Below are 18,904 nucleotides of genomic sequence, written 5' to 3' on the forward strand. Positions count from 1 at the left end.
GATGTCGTCCTGAGGTGGCGGTTGCCCGGCTGGGATAGGTTGGGAACCGCTGGTGGAACCACGTTATTGCAATTTAATCGCAATAACCCTATCCGATCGACGAGGAGCAGACAGCAGTGGCCGAGCGACTGACCGCAGGTGAGACCGCCCCCGACTTCACCCTGCCCGACGACCAGGGCGGCGAGGTCTCGCTGTCCGACCTTCGTGGCAAGAAGGTCATCGTGTACTTCTACCCCGCCGCGATGACCCCGGGATGCACCACGCAGGCCTGCGACTTCAGCGACAACATCAACACCCTCCACCGTGAGGGCTACGAGGTGCTCGGCATCTCGGCCGACAAGCCCGAGAAGCTGGCCAAGTTCCGCGAGCACGACGGCCTCACCATCCGGCTGCTGTCCGACGTGGACCGGTCCGTGATGAACTCCTACGGAGCCTTCGGCGAGAAGAAGCTCTACGGCAAGACCGTCGAGGGCGTCATCCGCAGCACCGTCGTCGTCGACGAGGCCGGCAAGGTCTCCCACGCTTGGTACAACGTCAAGGCCACCGGTCACGTCGCCAAGCTGCGCCGCGACCTCGGCCTCGGCTGACCCGTTCTGCCCGCCTGAACCACAAGGAGCCCGCATGAGCGAGAACTCGAGCAAGCCGTCGGCCGACAGCGGCAAGTCCGTCGACCAGATCGAGGCCGACATCGCCGCCGCGCGGGAGCGCCTCGCGGGCACCGTGGACGAGCTGCACACCCGCACGGCCCCGCAGGAGATCGCCCGACGGCAGGTCCAGTCGCTCAAGACCAGGTTCACCGAGGCCACCCGCACCGAGTCCGGCGACCTTCGCACGGAACGCATCGCCGCGCTGGCAGCCGCCGCCGTCGCGCTGATCGGCCTGGGAGCGGCGCGCCGCCGTCACCGCTGAGCCCAGCAGTGGTGAGGTATGCCGCGGGGCCGTGCCCCGGCGGCATACCTCACCTCACGGGGCGGTCGGCAGACCCGCCTCGCGCCACGCGCGGAAGCCGCCGACGATGTCGGTCGCCCGGTGGATTCCCAGGCGCAGCAACGCATCTGCGGCCAGTGACGACGTGAAGCCCTCCTGGCACAGGATCAGCACGCGGGCGTTGTAGGCAGCGATCGGGAGTCGCGCCTCGTGTCGTGGGTCGAGCCGCCACTCGAGGACGTTGCGCTCGATGACGATCGGTCCGAGGTGGGCCGCGACCTCGCCCTCGAAGGCGCGCTGCGCCGCGGGCCGGATGTCGACGAGGACAGCGCGCCCGTGGAGCACCTCCTGGTAGGCGGCGCGGGCGCTGACCCGGTCCAGTCGGCTGCGGGCGTCACTGAGCTGGTCGTCGATGCCGGCGTAGGTCGGGGCGTCCCAGCCGCGACCGGTCTGTGTCGGGGCAGCCGTCGCGGTCGGGTCACTGAACAGGCGGGTCTCCCAGTGGACGGTCGTGGCGGTCACCACTGCTCACCCGCCCGCTCGACGCCGGTCTGTCGCAAGGTGTTGTCCAGCAAGGCGTAGCGGGTCATGCCACGAAGCGCCGGTGAGTAGACGTGGACCGACAGCGCCGGGCGATCGCCGAGGTTGGCCACGTTGTGGATGTGGCGCGGGCCGAACGAACGCCCCTCGCCCTCCCACAGGTAGCGGTCGTGTGCGGCGTTCCCCGACCATGACTGCTCGGCGAGCTCGCCCTTGACCGTGAGGAAGGCGCCCTCCGACTGGAGGTGGTCGTGCCAGCCCGTGGTGGACCCGACCGGCCAGTGGATCAGCCAGATCTCGAGGTGGGCGGTGGCGTCGAGCCGGCGCCAGCTGCGCTCGGTGGCGTCGAGGTCGACCTCGCGTTCGAGGTCGGGGTCGGTGGCGAACAGCTGTGCGGTGCGCAGCAGCTGGCTACGGGTGAAGCGGTTGACGCCGGGTGTGCCGGCGGTGGTGATGGCGGTCATGGTCCTGCTCCTGATCATGGGTGTGGGTCGAGCTGTCGGAATGCGGTGCGGGGCAACACATTCGGAGACAGAGCGAACCCTGCGTCAGGTGCAGGTCGAGGTGGATGCGGTGGTATGCCGCGTGGCTGTGGAGGGATGAAGCCATGGTTTCGTCTTCCGATCGGGCGGCGCGCTCACGATGGGGCGCCGGGGCTGGTGCGGGCTGAGGTCAGGCGCAGCAGCAACACCGCATGACGCCGCTGCACATGGAGCCCATGTGCATGCGGTGCGCCGCGGTGGTCGAAGACATGCCTCTAGTTGAGCACGACGGGTGCGGCGTCGTCCACGGGGAGCGGCGCACGTCTCGCCACGCGGGACGCGATCGGATTGACGTCACCGCGCAGGGGGTCCCCGGCGCGGTGACATCGACCCAGCGGGGGGAAAGGAGGTCACTCTGCGCTCGAGTGTCGCCGCACCAGGGCCGCGTATGCCGCCGCGCTGGGTTTGGGCGTCCGGGCGAAGGTCTCGCGATCGACCTCGTGGAGCCCGAGTGCCGACTCGTAGCCGAAGACCCACTCGAAGTTGTCGAGCAGGGTCCAGTGGAGGTAACCCAGCACCGGTACCCCGTCCGCCATGGCGGCGAGGAGCCCGTCGAGGGCCGGTGCCAGGAACGCGGCTCGCTGGCGGTCGTCGGCGGTCGCCATGCCGTGCTCGGTGACCAGGATCGGCACACCCGTCTCCTCGAAGGTGTACCGGACCGCGCCCCCGAGGGAGGCCGGCTCGATCGCTGAGCCCATCTGGTTTCGCTCGGCGTCGGCGGGCGGAGGGACCTCGCCCGTGCCGTCGTAGGCCATCCGTTCGTAGTTCTGGACGCCGACGAAGTCGTCGTCCCTGGCCAGCTCGAACCACCGGCCATAGACCTCGGCGCGCTTCCGGTCGCGGACGGAGGCGTCGTCACCGGCCACCACGTCGTCGACGACGGCGATCGAGAAGCCGACTGGCAGGTCGGGGCGGCGTTCCTTGATGGCGGCCTTCGCGGCCCGGTGGCCGGCAGTGAGCCCGTCGCCGATCGCGTCGAACTCCTCCGGCACTACGACGTTGGACGCGCGGTACCGCTCGACGCCTGCTGAGACCCCGGCCGCCTCCAGGTTCGCCCGCTCCAGGTCGTGGACGAACTGGGGGATGTGCAGCCACGAGAGGAGCCGGGGCAGGTTCGGCTCGTTGAGCGTCACCGCATGGGAGATGCGGTCGCCGAACCGGTCCATCACGGCTCCGCAGTAGCGGGCAAAGAGCTCAGGGGCGTCCGCGGCCAGCCAGCCGCCCTTGGCGGCGAACCAGTGCGGCGCGGTGAAGTGGTTGAAGGTGATGACCGGCGCCAGCCCCACCGCGATGCAGCCGTCGACCATGGCCTCGTAGTGGTCGAGAGCTTCGGGGGAGAAGGTGCCCTCGTCGGGTTCGACCCGAGCCCACTCGACGGAGAAGCGATAGGCATTCAGCCCCATGTCCTTCACCAGGTCGATGTCCTCCTGCCACCGGACCCAGTTGTTCGTCGCCTTGCCGGAGGGCTCGCGGAAGGGAGTGGGGTCGGTGTGCTCGAGGAACCACGTGTCACTGTTGGTGTTGTCGCCTTCGTTCTGGTGGCCGGCGGTCGAGACCCCCCAGAGGAAGCCCTTGGGCATCGCGATGTCGGTCATGGTGTTCTCCTTGATGGGTGTGGTCGGTGAGTCGGTCCGGCGGGTGGCTGCTCGGGGTGGGCGTGACGAGGTTCGTCCGGTCGAGCAGCTCGACGAGGTTGCCCTCGGGATCCGCCACGTAGGCCATCCGCACGCCGGGCTCTGGCGACGGCCGCGGCGACATGACCGGCCGCGCCCCGAGCGCGATGACGTGCTCGTAGGCCGCGTCGAGCCCATCCACGTCGAAGGCGACGTGGCTGAACGTCTCGGACAGGGCCGCTTCGCCCGGGTCCTGCGCCCGCAGCCCTGGGGCGCTTCCGGGACGGTGCAGGAGCTCGAGCCGGTCCCCGTGCTGTGGATGCCTGAGCATGACGATGTCGAGGTCGAGGGCGTCGACCCGCAGGGTGAGCTCGCGCTCGTAACCCAACGCCGCGGCATACCAGTCCGCTGCTCTGCCGAGGTCGGCAACGCCGAGGCCGACGTGGTCGAGTCGGGGTTGGATCCCGTTGTCAGCCATGGACGTTCAGTCCGTCCGGGTCGCCGTCAAGTAGGTCTCGAACCGGCCCTGCGGATCGCGCGCAGCCCTGATCTGCTCCAGCCGGTCGTAGTGCTCGTCCGACAGGAAGCGGTCATTGCGCCGGCCGAAGTCCGTGTCGCCGAGGTAGACACCGACGCCGCCCTGTGCCGCGACCGAAGCCGTCCGGTCGTGCACCCAGGTCCGGTAGTGCTCATCGTCGGCAGGGTCGGTGTAGATCGCGTAGGTGGCGACGTAGACGTTGCCCTCGACGGAGAACGCCATGTCGGGCAGCTCGCGGGTGGGCGCCCAGCCGTACCAGATCGAGAAGGAGTGCTCCGTGTCCAGCTCGCTCCACAGCCGGGTCAGTGGCGGGGCGAGGTCGGCTGCGCCGGCGTCGGTCCAGGTGCAGTCGACGGCGTACCGGTGGCTCTCCGGGTTCTGCTCGGCCTGCACCACGTTCTCGTCCAGGATCGTCGTCCGTCCCTGGACGTGGCCGAGCTCGCGTCCCGTCAGCGGTCCGTCTGCGAAGGGGCGCAGGAGCTCGGCGCACTCGTCGTCGGTGTCGGCCATGACCGTCGTGTGGATGAGCAGGGTGGTGCCGCCGGGGTGCTCCACGCCTTGGTGCAGTGGGACGTTCGGCAGCCTCGTCGCAGCGATCACCGGTTCCACTCGCCGATCCAGGGAGGGCAGGAGATCGTGCATCCAGTGCAGCAACGCCTCCCCCTCGGCGAGGGGAAAGGTCCAGGTGTCGTGCCACATGACCCGGGGGGCGGCATAGGTCTGCAGGTGGAAGGCGACGACGACGCCCGGGAAGCCGGGACCGGACCCTCGAGCCGCCCAGTAGAGATCGGCGTTCTGGTCGGCGCTGGCGTGGACCAGAACGCCGTCGGCCGTCACCACCTCGACGCCGACGACGCTCTCGCAGGCCCAGCCCCGGGATCGGCTGTTCCACCCCTGGCCGCCCTGGAGCAGGAAGCCGCCGATGCCGACCGATGGGCAGTGTCCGCCGGGGAAGGCTCGTCCACGCTCTGCGAGGAACGGCGCCAGCTCCAGTCCTCCCCTCGTTGCCGGCCCTGCTACGACGATGCCAGTCGCGTCGTCGTACTCGATCGAGCGGAGAGCGGCCAGGTCGATCAGCAAGGCGTCCTGCCGCAGGCTCCAGGCTGCCCACGAGTGACCACCCGAGCGGACCGAGACGCGCCAACCTCGTTGTCGTGCAAGCCGGATGCCTGCGACGATATCGTCGATCGACGCCGCCTCGAGCACGGCCGCGGGATAGCGGTCCTCGCGCCGCTCGTTGAAGATCCGTCCCACCCGCGCCTGGTCGTATGCCGTGTCGCCCCGCTCGACGTACCTCCCGGAGAATGCCGGGTTGCCGACGGCCACCTGGTCTTCCTGGTTCATCTCAGCCCACCGCCGCCGTTCCGCCGTCGACGGGCAGGTTGACCCCCGTGATGTGGCCGGCCTCGTCGCTGGCGAGGAACAGGATCGCGTTGGCGATGTCCTCGGGCTGGCCCAACTTGCGCAACGGGATCCGGGCGACGATGTCGGCGGCTGGACCGTGGGGGTCCCGCAACATCGGTGCGGTGTGGGGAGTCTCGGTCATCGCCGGGCTGACGGCATTCACCCGGATGCCCAGCGGCCCGCCTTCGACGGCGAGCTGGCAGGTCAACGCCAGGACCCCTCCCTTGGCGGCGCCGTGGGCGTTCTGCGGCATGAAGAAGGCTCCGCGCGACCCCGAGATGGAGCCGAGGTTGACGATCGACCCGCCACGCTCCTTGAGGTGGGGCCAGGCCGCGCGGATGGCGTAGTAGACGATGTCGAGCTCGTTGCGGATCGTAAAAGCCCAGTCGTCCACCGACAGCTCGTCGATGGCCCCGAAGCGGATGGCCGAGGCATTGTTGACGAGGATGTCGACCGCCCCCGCGAGCCGTACTGCCTCGTCGACGTAGGCAGCAGCCCCCTCCGCGCTGGCGAGGTCGACCGGCGCGATGGCATCCATCCGGCCGCCGGTGTCGCGCACCAGCCGAACCGTTTCCGCCGACGCCTCCGGGTCGAGGTCGCAGCCGACGACGTGCGCCCCTTCGCGGGCGAGGACCTGGGCCGTCGCCCGTCCGATGCCTCCACCGGTCCCCGTGACCAGGGCGACCTTGCCCGCCAGCCGTCCGCTCATGCCGGAGCTCCCGAATCGGCACCCTGCCTGCAAGACGGCCCTCCGGGCTGACCGCCGCCGGCGATGAGGACGTGCATGGGTCAGTTCCCTTCCGGGTGGACGACAGGATCGAACGAGTCGTAGGCGGCCGCGAGGCCGTCGATCCGGGACCGCTCCGCCCCGTGCCGCTGCGCGGTCTCGATGATCTCGCGGTAGTGCTCGTGCTTCTCCGCCATGGTGATCACCGAGGTGTCCAGGGAGGTCCATTCGACGGAGCCGTCGGACTGCAGGAGCCCTTGCGCACCGCAGGTCGCGCACTCGACCTCCCGGCCGCGCAGCTCGATGACTGACAGGTGGCACAGCGGGCACACCCCGGGCTCGCCGGCATACACGGCCTCGTCGAACGGGCGGCCGAGCTGGCCGGCGACGTGCCGCCCGAGCTGGCCGGCGCGCTCGAGGGCAGCAGTGTCGAGGACCACCGACTTGGGGGTGCCGCAGCCGCTGACGACCAGCTGGTCGACCACGGCGGTCTGCATGGAGAACGTCAGGGTGTGCAGGACCGGGAGGGCGAGCGTGTGCCACCGACCGACGAGCGAGCCTCCTACGGCCATCAGTCCGGCGACGCGCGGCTTGAGCACCCGCTCGTCGAGGCGGAAGGCCATGGCCGGCTGCTCCCCGCGGGCCTGCATGTCGAGCATCGTGCGGACGATCGCCGCATCGGCGTTGGGCCCGAGGAGACGGTCGACGACGACCTTGACGACCGCCGGGACGGTCCGGCTGAAGATCGGGGCGCTGACGACGAGGCCGTCACAGTCGAGGAGACGTTCCCACAGCCACGGGACGTCGTCGTCGCCGGTCTGACCGGCCCCGGTGCCGTAGCGCAGCTCCTCGAGGCGGACCAGCTCGACGGCGACGTTGTCGGACTGCGCGGCCCGCAGGGCCTCCTTGAGCAGGATCTCGGCGCTACCTCCCGGGGCGCCAGCACCGAGGCCGAGGATACGCATGGTCATCAGAACTCCTGGGTGGCGGCGGCCATCGTGAAGCAGTCGAACAACTCTTGCTCTGCGGAAGTCTTCTTCTCACAGTGAGAGTACGCTGAACTCGTTGCGAACGGAAGCGCGGACCCCAAGGAGCTCGAAATGCGGATCACCCACCTCGGCCACGCCTGCCTGCTCGTCGACCTCGACGGCACCCGGCTGCTCATCGATCCCGGCGTGTTCTCGGACGTCTCGGGCGTGACCGACCTGACCGCGATCCTCGTCACCCACCAGCACGGTGACCACCTCGATCCGGCGGGGGTCCGCGAGCTGGTGACGGCGAACCCGTCAGCCGCGTTGGTGATCGACCCCGACACGGCCGAGGCAGTCGTCGGGTTGCCCGAGGCTCGGGTCGTGCGTCCGGGAGAACGACTCCGGCTGGGCGGCGTCGTCGTCGACGTGCTCGGCGGAATCCACGCCCCGGTCTGGGGGCCGGTGCCCGGCTGCACCAACAACGCCTACCTGGTGGGCGACGGCGCGCTGCTGCATCCCGGGGACTCGTTCGTGGTGCCCCACCGCGACATCGACGTCCTGGCCGTCCCGATCGACGCACCGTGGCTGAAGCTGTCCGAGGCCGTTGACTACGTCGCCGAGGTCGCGCCACGCCTCGCCATCCCGATCCACGAGGGCGAGACCACGGACCCGGTGAAGTATGCCGGGATGCTCGCTGCCTTCAGCGCCGACGACGTGGTCCGCCGGCTCGCCCGCGGAGAGGCGACCGAGGTCTGAGCCGGGTCGACGAGTAGTCAGGTCGACGAAGGGTGGGGAAGGTCAGGTCGTCGAGGTCCAGGTGTGCGTGCCGGGGGAGGCCTGGTGTCTGGCCCCGTCGGGCAGCACGACGATCGCCTTTGTGCCCGGCGGGACCCTGACGTCCAACCGCAGGATCCCGTCGGTGATCTGCCAGGCGCTGCTGATCGGGCCGAACGGGCTGTCGAGGTCGGCACGGGCCGAGGTCAGCCCTCCGCCGGGCCGTGGCTCGACCCGGAACGTCCGGTATCCCGGGGAGGTGGGCACCAGTCCCGCGACGTACCGGTGGAGGAAGGAGATCACGGCGCCCTTGCTGTAGTGGTTGAGCGACTCGTGGGCCTCTCCGTCGGCGTCCACTCCCTCCCAGCGCTCCCACACGGTGGTCGCGCCGCGCTCGCGCATCACGAGCCAGGACGGCTGGGTGTCCTGCAGGAGCACGTCGTAGGCCGTGTCGAGGTGGCCGTGGTCGGCCAGGGTCGGCAGCAGCATGGCAGTGGAGAGGAATCCTGTGGCGAGGTGGTCGCCGGCCTCCCGGATCAGCTCGACCAGCCGGTCCGCCACGGCGGCACGGTGCTGCTCGGGAACCAGGCCGAAGGACAGGGCCCGGACGTGGGCTGCCTGCGTCTGCACCGACAGCCGACCCGTGTCGTCGACGAACTCGGCCCGCCAGGCCGCCAAGGTCCCAGCCGCAAGTCCGTCCAGCCACTGGGTCTCCGAAGCGGATGCGCCGACGACCTCGCCCATGCGGGCGGCTTGGACGGCTGACCGGTGGAGGTAGCCCGTGGCGACCTCTGACTTGTCGGCGCTGGCAAAGGCGAAGAAGTCGTGGAGGTCGACCCCCGGCTCGAGCCACTCACCCCAGTGGAACCCGGTGTCCCACAGGTACGCCTCGTGAGGCTGGGGGTCGGACCCGGAACGGCTCGGGTGACGCTGGCTGGCGGCCTGCCCCGCGGCATACCTCAACCACTTCATGAGGGCTGGCCAACCCTCCCGAAGGAGGTGCGCGTCGCCGTAGGCCTCGTGCAGGTCCCACGGGGCGCTGACGACGACGTCGCCCCATCCGGCGGACCCGTTCACGCGGCCGACAGGACCGTCGAAGCCCTCGATCGGGGAGGCGGGGGAGATGTTCGCGACGCACCCGTCGGCGCGCTGGTCGAGGGCCACGTCGCGCAGCCACTTGCGAGTGAAGGCGCCGACGTCGAAGAGGAAGGCCGCCGTCGGCGCGAAGATCTGCCAGTCCCCGGTCCAGCCCGAGCGTTCACGCTGGGGGCAGTCCGTGGGGATGTCGACGATGTTGTCGCGCAGCGACCAGACGGTCGCCTCGTGCAGCCAGTTGAGCCGCTCGTCACTGCACTCGAACCACCCGGTCCGCCGCAGGTCGCTGTGGATCGCCACCCCGGTGAGGTCCGTCTCGGCGAGTGAGTGGGGGAGTCCCTCCACCCGGACGTACTGGAACCCGTGCGTGGTGAACCGGGGTTCGAAGACGTCGCCCTCGACGCCGGCGGACGTGACCACGTCGACCTGCCCGACGGGCAGCTTCTCGGGGAAGATCGGCACGTCGACGTCGAGGTGCGCCGTCGTGAGGTCGCCGCCCACCAGGTGCTCACCGTGCCGCAGGGTCACTGTCGTGCCGGCCGGGCCGAGGTCCGCGAGTCGCACCCGCCCGGTGATGTTCTGGCCGAGGTCGACCAGGCTCGCTCCGTCGGGCAGCCTCGTCACCGAGGCCGGCACGAGCTCCTCGATCGGGCGCACGGGCGGCGCGATCGACCGGACGACCCGCACATCGGGGTCCCGCGCCTCGGCGGGGGCGAAGCCGGCGGGGGTGTGAGCGGGGTCGTGGACGGACGGGTCCAGACGCCGATGGTCCTCCTCCTGTCCTCCGATGAGGTCGGCGACCAGGAGGTGCGACGGCCCGCTCAGCCAACCCGGACCGCTGGTGGTGAGGGTGGCGCCGTCGCCCGACTCGAGCTGGAGCCGCACGGCAGTCTGCGTCCCGAACTGGTCCCCGGCGCGCGGCATACCCACCTGCCCGCGGAACCAGCCGTCGGCGAGCAGGACCGCCACGACGTTCTCGCCGTCGACGAGCAGGTCGTCGACCACGTGAGACTGGTACTGGACCCGGTCGCGGTACTGCGTGTAACCGGGAGTGAGCTCCGCGTCGCCCACGCGCCGGCCGTTGAGCCACACCTCGTAGAGGCCGAGGGCGGTAGCGAAAAGGGTTGCCGGAGTGCCGGATTGGGCATGGAACGTCGACCGCAGCCAGTATGCCGGTCTCCGCCCCTTGGGGGGCACCTCACCTTCGCGCGGACCGATCCAGGAGCCCTGCCAGTCCGCGTCCTCGAGCAGCCCGCTGTCGAGCTCGACGGCGCCGCTCCAGTCGCTCTCGCCGAGGTCGGTCCAGACCTTGACCCGTGCCGACGTGCGCCGCCTCGAGCGGTCGAAGACGGGGACGACGACGAAGCCCTGCTGTCGACCCTCGACCCGGCCGGTCTCGTAGCCGTCCCCGGTCCGGATCGCGTAGGCCACCTGTGCGGTGGCGCCCACGGGCAGCCACCAGCTCAGGGCGGGCTGGTCACCGCGGCCGAAGAAGTCGCCGCCGACGACGTCGACGCGCAGGTTCGTCGGCGGGAGAGGGGTGCTCACGGCAGGCGGTCAGACGAACATCGAGGCGCGCGCCCCAGTGATCCAGCCGACGAGGTGGTCGTTCTCGGTCTCGGCAGTGGGGACGTCGGCGACCAGCTTGCCGCGGTTGAGGACGGCGATCCGGTCGCAGACGGTCATGGCCAGCGGCAGGTTGTGGGTCACGAGGACGCACGCGATGCCCTGGTCGGCCATGCGGCGGATGAGGTTCTGGACCTGGAGCGTCTGCTCGTAGCCGAGGGCGGCCGTGGGCTCGTCGAGCAGCAGGACGCCGTTCTGGTCACCGGTGACCCGGGTCGCGCTGCGGGCCAGGGCGACGACCTGTCGCTGACCGCCGGAGAGCATCTCGACCGGACGGGTCATCGCAGCGGTGCGGACGCCCAGGCGCTCGAGCTCCGCCTCGGAGCGCTTGCGCTGCGCCCGGTGGTCGACGAAACCCAGCCAGCCGAGCGGTCCCTTGCGGATGATCTCGCGACCGATGTTGAGGTTGGTGGAGATGTCGAGGGCGTCGACGAGTGCGAGGTCCTGGTAGACCATCTGGATCCCGGCCGCCGTGGCGTCGCTCGGGGCCGAGAACACCTTCTCGTGGCCGTGGACCCGGAGGGTTCCTCCGGTGGGGCGGTGGGCCCCCGACATGATCTTGAGCAGGGTCGACTTGCCGGCGCCGTTGTCGCCGAGGAGACCGACGACCTCGCCCTGGTTGACCTGGAAGTCGATCCCGTCGAGGGCGCGGACGAAGCCGTAGTGCATGTCGACGCCCTCGAGCTGCAGGGCGGGTGCGGTGTCGGTCATGCGACTCACCTCGTGCCGGTGTGGACGGAGGCCTGTGCCGTGGTCATCAGGCGGGTGGAGACCGCCGTCGAGACCCACTTCTCGAGGCCGAGAGAGGCGAGCAGCAGGACACCGGTCACGCCGGTGGCCCAGTAGGGCTGCACTCCCTTGACGGTCAGGCCGTTGGTGATCGTGGCCAGCACGAGGGCACCGACGAGGACGCGGGGCAGGCTGCCCCGCCCACCGGCGAGGGAGACGCCGGCCAGGGCGACGGCGGTGAGGGCGTCGAAGATGATGCCCGGACTGGCTGAGGGGCTCGCCTCGGTGACGACCGCCGTCGTGACCAGGCCTCCGAGGGCGGCGCACACGGAGCTGATGACGAAGCCGGCGACCTTGTAGCGGTCGCTGTGGATGCCCGAGCGTCGCACCGCCTCGGCGTTGCCGCCGACCGCCATCATCCGGATGCCGTCGCGGGTCCGGGTGAGGAAGACCGTGACGATGACGAAGAGCACGGCGACGATCCAGACCGGTGCGGGCACGCCGAGGTAGCGCTGCGTGCCCATGAAGTTCAAGTTCGTCAGGCCCGGGAAGGTGTAGCCGCCGGCGATGAGGGCCGCGGCGGCACTCGTGATCGAGAGCGTGCCGATCGTGACGATGATGGGGTTGAACCCGCGCAGTGAGATGAGGCCGTTCGCGACCCCGACGAGCGCACCCACCGCGATGCCTGCGGCGATCGAGACGATGACGAGCTGGCCGTGGGTCATGAGCCACCCCGTGGTGCAGCTGGCGACCGCCGCCACGCCGGGGATCGAGAGGTCGAGGGCCCCGCAGATGATGCCGACCGCCACTCCGGCGGCGAAGATCGCCGTGAGGGCCGCGCCGTTGGCAATGAGGATGGCGTTGTCGAACGTCCCGAAGAAGGGACTCGCCCACACCGAGAAGATCACGATGATCAGAGCCCAGAGGACGAAGATCCCGCGCTCGCGGACGAAGATCAGGGCGCGGATACCGATCGGGTCCTTGGCGGGACGCGGGGGAGCAACGGCATCCGGCGTCCCGGCCGCCCCCTCACTGGAGGGAGCGGCCGCGCGCGGGGTCGTGGGGGTGGCGTTCATGGGGAGCTCGCTCAGCCGTTCTGGGTGACGATCTTCTGCGGCACGACCAGCACCTGGCCGACCGCCTTCGGGTCTGCCTGCATCTTGACCAGCGTGTCGAAGGACTGAGCCATGTCGGCCTGGAACTGCAGAGCGACGGAGGCGAAGACTGCACCCGACTTCACGAGGGCGAGGACCTCGTCGTTGCCACCGAAGTCGACGTTGCAGCCGAGGGTCTTGCCCGCCGACTTGAACGCCGTGATGGCGGCGAGGGTGCCTTCGTCGCCGGTGGACATGACAGCCTTGACGTTCGGGTGCCCCTGAAGGACGCTTGCGATCGTCGTCACGCCCTTGGTGCGGTCGACGATGCTCTGCTCGTCGACGATCTTGGCGTTGGGAGCAGCCGCCGCCAGGGCCTTCTTCGCGGCGTCCTCCATCTCCTGCTTGCCCGCGCTACCGGCGGCCGACGTGGAGAACAGAACGTCCGCGTTGCCCCCGAGCTTGCTGGTGATGCACTTGCCGAGCTGGTCACCGAGCGCGGTGCCGGCCTGGGTGTAGTCGATGTAGTCGAACGTGATGCCGGGCTGGGGGCCCGAGAGGCCGTACTCCTCGGGCTTGCCGTTGACCAGGATCGGCACACCCTTGGCCTGGGCCTTCTTCAGCATGTCGCCGAAGCCCTTGGGCGCGACGGCGAGGACCCAGGCGGCGCCGGCTCGCCCGGAGTCGATCACGGCGCTGAGGTCCTGGGTCTGCTTGCTGGGGTTGAAGTTCGGGTCCTGGACGATGACCTGCCAGCCCTTCGACCCGCCGTATCCCTGGACGCCCTTCGACAGTCCCTGAAGGGCCGGCGGGGCGAGCGAGATCGGCGAGAAGACCAGGGTCTTGGGGAGGGTCGAGGCGGCCCCGCTGGACGAGCTCGAGGAGCTCGAGGTCGACGAGGACGAGGTGTCCGACCCCGACCCCGTCCCCGAGGCGCAGGCGGACAGGGCGGTGACGGTCAGGCCGACCGTGACGACGGACAGGGTGCGGGCGTGACGCCGACGGGGGGTGCTCACGGTCGGTCTCCTCTTTGAGTGCGTGGCTGTGGATGTTCGGTTCGACTCTCGCATTGTGAAAGTCGATTTCGGTTATGGTAACTGTAGGCGGTCGCGCGGCGCTTGTAAACGCCTTCCGCGAAATCAGGATCGGGAGGCTTCGAGGCCGTGCAGCAGCGCGCACATGAGGTCGTGTCGCGGGGTCGCGATCCCGCGCCGCCTGCCCTCGGCGGCGATGCCGCCGTTGAGCACGTCGACCTCGGTCGCACGGCCGGCGAGGACGTCCTGGAGCATCGACGGCTTGTGGTGGAAGGCCACCTCGATCGCCTCCGCCATGGCTTCGTCGGGCGACTTCGTCAGGACGATTCCCGCGGCGTCGCAGACTGAAAGAGCCTCTGCCACAAGGAGATCCACTTCACGACGGATAGCAGGGTCGCTGCACACCTGACCGATGGTGAGACGGGTCAAGGCGGCGATCGGGCTCGTCGCGGCGTTGAAGACCACCTTGGTCCACTGCGGCCCCCGGGCGTCCGCGAGGGCATGCGTCGCGAGGCCACCCTCGGTGAGAAGGAGGGCGAGGCGCCGGATGGACTCCATCGGTGCGGGGCTCGGCTCGAAAGGCCCGATCCAGGTGTCGCCCTGGGCGTCGAAGCGGACGATGCCAGGTGCGGTGACCGCGCCGGCCGGGACGATGCTTCCCCGGGCCACGAGCGGCACCACCTCCGCGATGACCTCTTCGTTCCCCAGGCCGTTCTGCACGCTGACGACGGTGGCGTCCTGAAGCGCGGTGTGCGCGCCTCCGACCGCCTCCCGGGTGTGTTGGGCCTTCGTCGCGACGATCCCGAAGTCGCAGCGTGGGAGCTGTGACCCCTCGGTCACGGCGCGCACGGGTGCGACGAACTCGGCGCGGCCGATGACCCGGAGTCCATGTGCGGCAATGGTTTCAGTGTGCTCGCGCCACGGGTCGACGGCCCACACCTCGACGTCGGGCACCCGGGCGAGGTGCGCTGCATACAGGCTGCCGATCGCGCCGGTGCCGATCACGGCGACCCTGGTCGGCTCGGTCATGACGCGTATGCCGCGCGAGCCAGCTCGGCGCACAGGTCCGGGTGCACTCCGCCCACGCCGAGGCCCGCGACGATGCGGCCCTCCACCAGGACGGGGATGCCTCCCGGAGACGTGAGGAGGGGAGACGGAGCGAGTCGTCCGAGCTGCGCGACGGCGGAGCCGAACTGCTGCGCCACGTCCTCGCTCGCCGCTCCGTACCGCGCCGCAGTCGTCGCCGTCGCGAGGGCCACCTCGACGCCGGCCCCGGGCGTGTCGTCCATCCGGTCCTGCTGGATCGGGTCGCCCCCCGCGTCCACGACCGCGACCGCGACGCGCAGCCCGCGCTCGGCGGCAGCTGCGATGGCACGGTCCACCAGGGCGATGGCCCAGTCCAGCTGCACCTGCCGTGTGGCCCCGGGGGCGGGCGCAGTGCCGAGGCTGTCCTCGGGGGCGATGGTCAGGTCACCGAAGCGAGCAGTCCACCGAGCGGCGTCGTCACCGTGCTGACCGACGTAGGGGACGCCCAGGGCGTAGGCGATGAGCAGGTCCTCGGGGTTGGCCGGGGCGCCGTCGGCGCTGACCACCTCGGGGGCGACGTCGGCGGGGAGGAACGGGCTCACCGTCGCCCCTGAGGCCGCGATGCCGCCGACCACCTGACCGTCCTCGTTGCGCAAGGGCATCCCGCCGGCGCCGGGAAACATCGCCTGCGGCGATATGCCGACGAAGCCACTCGAGATCGGGGCCGGCAGGGTCGTCATCCGGTGCAGGTGCTCGGTGCTCGGGATCTGCTGGGTGGCGGAGATCCAGGCCTTCGAGGTGGCGCGCGCCATGCCGCCGAGGCCGCCGTGGTCGAGTCTCGACGCGGTCACCAGGGCACCACTGGCCCCGACGACGGCGACGCCGCCGCGCAGCCCGAGCTGTTCGGCCTTGTCCACGGCGCGTCGCACGATCGACCGCGCCTCGGCCAGCGGGACGTCGTGGGGATGGGTCATGTCAGCTCCTGGCCGAGGGTGACGGCAGATCGTGGGGAAGGTCGAAGCCCTCAGGCGCCAACCATGTTGTAGCCGCCGTCCGCGACGAGGTAGCCACCCGTGATGTGGTCCGCGTCGTCGGTGGCGAGGAAGAGGGCGGCGCCGGCGTAGTCGGCCGGACCGGGGATGCGACCCATCGGCGTCAGCTTGCGCAGCTGCTCACCGCGCCCGGACTTCCAGTCCTCGCGGCCGAGGGTGGCCTCGGTCTCGATGAATCCGGGAGCGAAGATGTTGACACGCACGGTCGGGGCGAAGGCGTGGGCGTAGGACTTGGTCGCGCCGAGGAGGCCGTACTTGGCCGCGGCGTACTGCGGCGCGCGGGCGCTGCCGCGGACGATGACCGTCGAGCCGATGTTGACGATGCTGCCGTGACCCTGGTCGAGCATCCTGCTGCCGAACTCGTGGATGCAGGCCATCGTGCCCTTGATGTCGACGGCGAGGACGTGGTCGATCGACTCCTCGGTGATGTCCCGCCAGGACATCTGCTCGCGCGCCACGTCGCCGACGTTGTTGACCAGCACGTCCACGCCACCGAGCTGCTCGAAGGCCGCGTCCGCCATTGCCGCCACCTGGTCCCAGTGCACGATGTCGGCCTGCAGCAGCACCGTCTCCGCGCCCTCGGCGCGCACGCGCTCGGCGGTCTTCTCGGCCCCGGCCCTGGAGCTGCGGTAGTGGATGCCGACGACCCGCGCACCCTCCTGCGCGGCGCGCACCGCGATCTCGGCTCCGAAGCCGGTGCCGGCCCCGGTGACGACGACTGAGCGACCCTCGAAGCGGCGGGGGATCGGGACGGGGTTGAGCGGCATACGGAGGGCCTTTCGCGGTAGGAGGGTTCGGTGGCGGGAGAGCCTCAGACGAGGACCCGGCCACCATCGATGTAGAGGACCTGTCCCGTGACGAACCTGGCACGGTCGGAGGCGAGGAAGGTCACCGCGTCGGCAACCTCCTCGGGTCGGCCCAGCCGACCGGCGGGCACGAGCGACTCGAGCTCCTCGCGGTGGCCGTCGGTGTCGAGGTAGGCGCGGGTCAGCTCGGTCTCGATGTAGCCCGGCGCGACGGCGTTGACCGTCACGTTGTGGGTGGCCCACTCACGAGCCATCACCCGCATCATCTGGTTGATGCCACCCTTGCTCGCGGCGTAGGGCGCGTGGTTCGGGTGGGCGAGCAGGCCGGAGACCGAGGAGACGAACACCATGCGACCGTATGCCGCGGACACCATCCGGCGCCCGACTTCCTGGCCGAGCCACCACGCCGTGGACAGGTTGAGGGTGACCATCTGCTGCCAGTCCTCGTCGGAGAGCTCGAGCACCGGCCGGCGGGTGTTGCGGCCCACGGCGTGGAGGAACACCTGGGGGGTGCCGACCATTCGCACGGCCTGTTCGACGGCGGCCCGGCTGGAGTCGGCCGTGCCCACGTCGGCCTCGAGAGTCGCCAGCTCACAGCCGGACTCCTTGGCCTGACGGGCCACGGCGTCGAGGGCCTCGCCGTCGCGGTCGACGACCACCACGTGCGCGCCCTGCGTGGCGAGGCCGAGCGCGCTCGCTCCTCCGAGCCCACCCGCTCCGACGACGAGGGCGGGTCGATCCTGCAGGGACAGCCAGCTGCTCACCTTGCCTGCCTCTCGCAGTTCTCGTATGATGAAAGTCGCTTTCTCCAAAAGTAACCCACCGGTGGCGATGTGTCCAGCGTGGGTCCGGGGGAGGCGGCTCTAGGCTGGCTCACAGGGAACGCTCAGCGCAGTTGGGACAGGAAGGTTCGCATGACACCGAGGACGACCGCGGCGGACAAGGGCGACGCCGCCGACAAGCCCGAGTACCGCGTCGAGGCGCTCGCCAAGGGCCTGCGCCTGCTGAGCCTCTTCGACGAGCAGCGGCCCACCTGGCGAGTGACCGACCTCGCCGCCGAGGCGGGTCTGCCCATGCCGACCGTGTACCGCGTCGTGATGACCCTGGTCTCCGAGGGTTACCTCGACCACCTTCCCGGAGGCGACTACCGGCCCGGGGTGAAGGCCTTGACGCTGGGGACCGCAGCGCTGCGCAGCTTCGACCTCGTCGGGCTCGCGACGCCCAAGCTCCAGCAGCTCGCGGAGCTGACGGGTGAGACCGTCAACCTCGCGGTCCTCACGGGCGACCAGGTGCTCTACCTGATCCGCCTGCGCAACCGTGACCTCGTGACGGCCAACATCCAGGTGGGTTCCACACTGCCCGCGGTCACGACATCGATCGGCAAGCTGCTGCTGGCCAACCTCGACCCCAAGGACCTCAAGTCGAGGATCACGGCCGCGTCCTTCGACACCCAGCACGGTCCCAACGCCAAGCTCTCCCTGGCGGCCCTCAAGGACGAGCTCGCGGCCATCCGCAGCCAGGGGTGGGCCACCCAGAACGAGGAGCTGGCGTACGGGCTCCGCTCGGTCGCTGCACCGATCGTCGGGCCCGGAGGGGCGGTCGTGGCGGGGGTGAATGTCGCTGTGCAGGCTCGGGACTGGTCCAGCGAACGACTGCTCGAGGAGCTCAAGCCGGCGCTGCTCGCCACGTGTGCCGACATCTCCACGCTGGCCTCGTCCGGCATCGTCGCGTGACGCGCCGGGTCGCCAAGCTGTCCCCGTCCGACCTCGACGACGACCAGCGGGTCGTCTACGACGCGATCGCTGGTGGCAAGCGCGCTCAAGGACCGCAGCTGTTCCGCCTGCGTGACGAGGACGGTGGCCTCGAAGGGCCGTTCAACGCCTTCCTCCTCCAGCCCCGGGTGGGCGGCACGCTCCAGGCGGTGGGGTCGGCCATCCGGTACGAGACCGCCTTGTCGGACCGCGCCCGCGAGGTCGCGATCCTCGTCGTCGGAGTCCACTGGCGCTCCGAGTACGAGTGGTACGCCCACGAGGCGGTCGGCCGGCACGTCGGGCTCACGGACGACGAGCTCAGCGGGATACAGGACGGCTCGTACGCCGTGCTTCCCGAGGATGAGCGCACGGTCGCCGAGCTCACCCTCGCGCTGGTGACCGACGGCGACCTGGCCGACGCGGCATACGCGAAGGCCGTTGCCCTGCTGGGGGAGTCCGGAGTCTTCGAGCTCACGACCCTCGTCGGCTACTACGCGACGCTCGCCCTGCAGCTGAGGGTCTTTCGCGTCGGGGTGCCGTCGCCCTGACCGCCGACTGAACGTCCACCTCGCCTCGACCGCCTTGACACGCGCCGGAACCTGAGTGACCATTTATGAAAATGACTTTCGCGATGTGAGAGTCTTCGTATCTCGAT

General features: G+C 70.1%; 20 protein-coding genes. 5 read left to right on the top strand and 15 right to left on the bottom strand.

What is annotated here, in order from left to right:
• The first annotated feature begins 116 nt into the window (after positions 1-116).
• Both bcp and AC1DWP_RS14755 read left to right on the top strand, forming a co-directional pair.
• Positions 117-587, top strand: a complete 471-nt coding sequence (gene bcp, locus AC1DWP_RS14750; protein WP_477615226.1) for a thioredoxin-dependent thiol peroxidase — start codon at positions 117-119, stop codon at positions 585-587.
• A 34-nt stretch (positions 588-621) separates the two neighbouring features.
• Positions 622-909, top strand: coding sequence for a DUF3618 domain-containing protein (locus AC1DWP_RS14755; protein WP_477615227.1), 288 nt, complete (start codon positions 622-624; stop codon positions 907-909).
• Between the two features lie 54 nt (positions 910-963).
• Here the strand turns inward: AC1DWP_RS14755 and AC1DWP_RS14760 are convergent, their stop codons facing one another.
• The 7 genes from AC1DWP_RS14760 to AC1DWP_RS14790 form a co-directional block, all read right to left on the bottom strand.
• Positions 964-1,449, bottom strand: a complete 486-nt coding sequence (locus tag AC1DWP_RS14760; RefSeq protein ID WP_477615228.1) for a rhodanese-like domain-containing protein — start codon at positions 1,447-1,449, stop codon at positions 964-966.
• A complete protein-coding gene (locus AC1DWP_RS14765; RefSeq protein ID WP_477615229.1) occupies positions 1,446-1,931 on the bottom strand; it encodes a cysteine dioxygenase in 486 nt (161 codons plus the stop codon). The genes AC1DWP_RS14760 and AC1DWP_RS14765 overlap by 4 nt, the downstream gene beginning before the upstream one ends.
• 428 nt (positions 1,932-2,359) lie before the next feature.
• Positions 2,360-3,604 carry a glycoside hydrolase family 1 protein gene (locus AC1DWP_RS14770; protein WP_477615230.1) on the bottom strand — a complete coding sequence of 415 codons (1,245 nt, stop codon included), beginning with the start codon at positions 3,602-3,604 and terminating at the stop codon, positions 2,360-2,362.
• Positions 3,519-4,100: a VOC family protein gene (locus AC1DWP_RS14775; RefSeq protein ID WP_477615231.1), complete on the bottom strand. Its 582-nt coding sequence runs from the start codon at positions 4,098-4,100 to the stop codon at positions 3,519-3,521. The genes AC1DWP_RS14770 and AC1DWP_RS14775 overlap by 86 nt, the downstream gene beginning before the upstream one ends.
• 6 nt (positions 4,101-4,106) lie before the next feature.
• Positions 4,107-5,504, bottom strand: a complete 1,398-nt coding sequence (locus AC1DWP_RS14780) for an FAD-binding oxidoreductase (protein ID WP_477615232.1) — start codon at positions 5,502-5,504, stop codon at positions 4,107-4,109.
• Position 5,505: 1 nt separating this feature from the next.
• Positions 5,506-6,273 (bottom strand): SDR family NAD(P)-dependent oxidoreductase, encoded by a 768-nt coding sequence (locus AC1DWP_RS14785; RefSeq protein WP_477615233.1) that lies wholly within the window; start codon positions 6,271-6,273, stop codon positions 5,506-5,508.
• An 80-nt stretch (positions 6,274-6,353) separates the two neighbouring features.
• A complete protein-coding gene (locus AC1DWP_RS14790; protein WP_477615234.1) occupies positions 6,354-7,262 on the bottom strand; it encodes a flavodoxin family protein in 909 nt (302 codons plus the stop codon).
• A 129-nt stretch (positions 7,263-7,391) separates the two neighbouring features.
• On the opposite strand from AC1DWP_RS14790, the gene AC1DWP_RS14795 reads away from it, so the two are divergent.
• Positions 7,392-8,018, top strand: coding sequence for an MBL fold metallo-hydrolase (locus AC1DWP_RS14795; protein ID WP_477615235.1), 627 nt, complete (start codon positions 7,392-7,394; stop codon positions 8,016-8,018).
• Positions 8,019-8,060: 42 nt separating this feature from the next.
• Here AC1DWP_RS14795 and AC1DWP_RS14800 read toward each other — a convergent pair whose 3' ends face one another.
• From AC1DWP_RS14800 to AC1DWP_RS14835, 8 genes are all read right to left on the bottom strand, one after another.
• Positions 8,061-10,679 (bottom strand): family 78 glycoside hydrolase catalytic domain, encoded by a 2,619-nt coding sequence (locus tag AC1DWP_RS14800; protein ID WP_477615236.1) that lies wholly within the window; start codon positions 10,677-10,679, stop codon positions 8,061-8,063.
• A gap of 9 nt (positions 10,680-10,688) precedes the next feature.
• Positions 10,689-11,468, bottom strand: a complete 780-nt coding sequence (locus AC1DWP_RS14805) for an ATP-binding cassette domain-containing protein (RefSeq protein ID WP_477615237.1) — start codon at positions 11,466-11,468, stop codon at positions 10,689-10,691.
• A 5-nt stretch (positions 11,469-11,473) separates the two neighbouring features.
• On the bottom strand, positions 11,474-12,562 hold the full coding sequence (locus AC1DWP_RS14810; protein ID WP_477615238.1) for an ABC transporter permease: 1,089 nt from the start codon (positions 12,560-12,562) through the stop codon (positions 11,474-11,476).
• 11 nt (positions 12,563-12,573) lie between these two features.
• A complete protein-coding gene (locus AC1DWP_RS14815; RefSeq protein WP_477615239.1) occupies positions 12,574-13,596 on the bottom strand; it encodes a sugar ABC transporter substrate-binding protein in 1,023 nt (340 codons plus the stop codon).
• Positions 13,597-13,719: 123 nt separating this feature from the next.
• Positions 13,720-14,643 carry a ketopantoate reductase family protein gene (locus tag AC1DWP_RS14820; protein ID WP_477615240.1) on the bottom strand — a complete coding sequence of 308 codons (924 nt, stop codon included), beginning with the start codon at positions 14,641-14,643 and terminating at the stop codon, positions 13,720-13,722.
• On the bottom strand, positions 14,640-15,614 hold the full coding sequence (locus tag AC1DWP_RS14825; RefSeq protein WP_477615241.1) for a GlcG/HbpS family heme-binding protein: 975 nt from the start codon (positions 15,612-15,614) through the stop codon (positions 14,640-14,642). Before AC1DWP_RS14825 ends, AC1DWP_RS14820 begins: the two co-directional genes overlap by 4 nt.
• A 50-nt stretch (positions 15,615-15,664) precedes the next feature.
• Positions 15,665-16,459: an SDR family NAD(P)-dependent oxidoreductase gene (locus tag AC1DWP_RS14830; protein WP_477615242.1), complete on the bottom strand. Its 795-nt coding sequence runs from the start codon at positions 16,457-16,459 to the stop codon at positions 15,665-15,667.
• Positions 16,460-16,503: 44 nt separating this feature from the next.
• On the bottom strand, positions 16,504-17,262 hold the full coding sequence (locus AC1DWP_RS14835; protein ID WP_477615243.1) for an SDR family NAD(P)-dependent oxidoreductase: 759 nt from the start codon (positions 17,260-17,262) through the stop codon (positions 16,504-16,506).
• A gap of 150 nt (positions 17,263-17,412) precedes the next feature.
• Here AC1DWP_RS14835 and AC1DWP_RS14840 point away from each other — a divergent pair, with 150 nt between their 5' ends.
• Positions 17,413-18,231 (top strand): IclR family transcriptional regulator, encoded by an 819-nt coding sequence (locus tag AC1DWP_RS14840; RefSeq protein ID WP_477615244.1) that lies wholly within the window; start codon positions 17,413-17,415, stop codon positions 18,229-18,231.
• Positions 18,228-18,797 (top strand): carboxymuconolactone decarboxylase family protein, encoded by a 570-nt coding sequence (locus tag AC1DWP_RS14845; RefSeq protein WP_477615245.1) that lies wholly within the window; start codon positions 18,228-18,230, stop codon positions 18,795-18,797. The genes AC1DWP_RS14840 and AC1DWP_RS14845 overlap by 4 nt, the downstream gene beginning before the upstream one ends.
• Positions 18,798-18,904: the final 107 nt, after the last annotated feature.

The organism is Pedococcus sp. P2_F6 (assembly GCF_056403675.1).